Origin of the sequence: Mesorhizobium sp. M4A.F.Ca.ET.020.02.1.1, from assembly GCF_004022645.1 — a bacterium.
In the GTDB taxonomy this organism is placed as follows: Bacteria; Pseudomonadota; Alphaproteobacteria; order Rhizobiales; family Rhizobiaceae; genus Mesorhizobium.
Map to the genome: position 1 here is coordinate 1 of NZ_RZOI01001040.1, position 1,565 is coordinate 1,565.

At 62.1% G+C, this 1,565-nt stretch carries 1 protein-coding gene and 1 pseudogene; both read left to right on the plus strand.

Annotated features, from left to right (window positions below; translation table 11 throughout):
• A pseudogene (locus tag EN742_RS38875) lies at window positions 1-195 on the plus strand (hypothetical protein); the annotation flags it as partial.
• Window positions 196-284: 89 nt separating this feature from the next.
• Window positions 285-1,394 carry an ABC transporter substrate-binding protein gene (locus EN742_RS34555; protein WP_245492473.1) on the plus strand — a complete coding sequence of 370 codons (1,110 nt, stop codon included), beginning with the start codon at window positions 285-287 and terminating at the stop codon, window positions 1,392-1,394.
• Window positions 1,395-1,565 lie beyond the last annotated feature (171 nt).

Consider the following 1,565-nt stretch of genomic DNA (forward strand, 5'->3'; position numbering starts at 1 on the left):
ACCTTCAGTATCCCTGCGGGGACCGCGAATTTCCTGATCGCGGCGGCAATGTGTGTGGTGCTGGTGAAGCGCCCTCAAGGTCTCGTCGGCGATCGCGAGATCACACTGCCAGCTTTCCTTCTTGGGAAGCTCGATCGCGATATCCATGACTCAAAAAACAACGTTGGGACAACCACAGTGGAGAACACACTATGATGGGGAACATGTTTCTGCGCCGCCTCGCGGTCTCGTGCGCCAGCGTCGCTCTGGCATCGGCAGCCGCGGCACCCTCCTTCGCGGAGGAAATGAAAGTCGGCTTCGCAATCGCACAGTCGGGCTGGATGGAAGCCTACGACAAGGGCGCGACCCAGGCCGCGCTGCTGGAGATCGAGGAGATCAACGCCAAGGGCGGTCTGCTCGGCCAGACGTTGAAGCCGGTGATCGAGGATACCCGCACCGATCTGGCCCACGCCGCCCAGGCAGCCCAGACGCTGCTTGCCGACGGGGTCGGCGTGATGATCGTCAGCTGCGACTATGACATGGGCTCGCCATCCGCATTGGCGGCGGAATCCGCGGGCATCGTCTCGATCTTCCTGTGCGCGGCCGACATCAAGGCCGGCGTCCAGGGCATCGGACCCCACTCCTACAGCGCTTCGTCGGTCGCAAATGCCGAGGGCGCGACAATGGCTGAATGGTCCTACACCAAGCGCAAGGCACGCACGGGCTACATACTGGTCGATACGACCATCCAGTATGATCGCAGCCTGTGCGCCGGCTTCGATTGGATGTTCCCACAACTCGACGGTGCCAAGGTCGTCGGCCAGGACACATTCAAGAACGGTGACACAAGCATCGCATCGCAGATTACCCGCATCAAGGCGCTGCCCGCGCAGCCCGACGTCATCATGCTGTGCTCCTACATTCCCGGCGCGGCGAGCGTGGCGCGCCAATTGCGCGCCGCGGGTATCAACTCCACGGTCCTCAACGGCACCGCGATGGACGGCGATTACTGGCTGGATTCGACCCCCGGTCTTAAAGACTTTGTCGGTCTGGCGAAGGGCTCCTTCCGCGGCGATGACCCGCGCGCGGACGTGAATGCCTTCGTCGAGCGCTACAAGGCGAAGTATGGCGCGGCTCCGGTCAACCAGAGCGTCTTCGACGGTTATGTCGCCATCCAGCTTTGGGCCAAGGCGGTCGAGAAGGCCGGCACGTTCGATTCCGAGGCTGTGGTCAAGGTGCTCGATTCATTCAAGGACGAGCCTTCGCTGCTCGGCCCGCGCACCTTTACCCCCGACGTGCACATCCAGACCCAGATTCCGTTCCTGGTGACGGATGTGGTCGACGGCAAATCGAAGGTGATCGACCAGTTCACGATCTCGAAGAACATTCCGCTCGACGTGCTTCTGGCGAAATGACACCGCGAGGGCCGATCTAGCGGTCGGCCCTATCAAACCTGAAACGCAAGCAGTACGCGCGGCGCGCTGCGCCGCGCGGAGGAAAGCTTTTTCCCGGAGGATGCCATGACCGCTTCAATCCCTAACTCGACCGCCGCGCGCGACAAGGCTTTTGCCCTACACCCTTTCGTC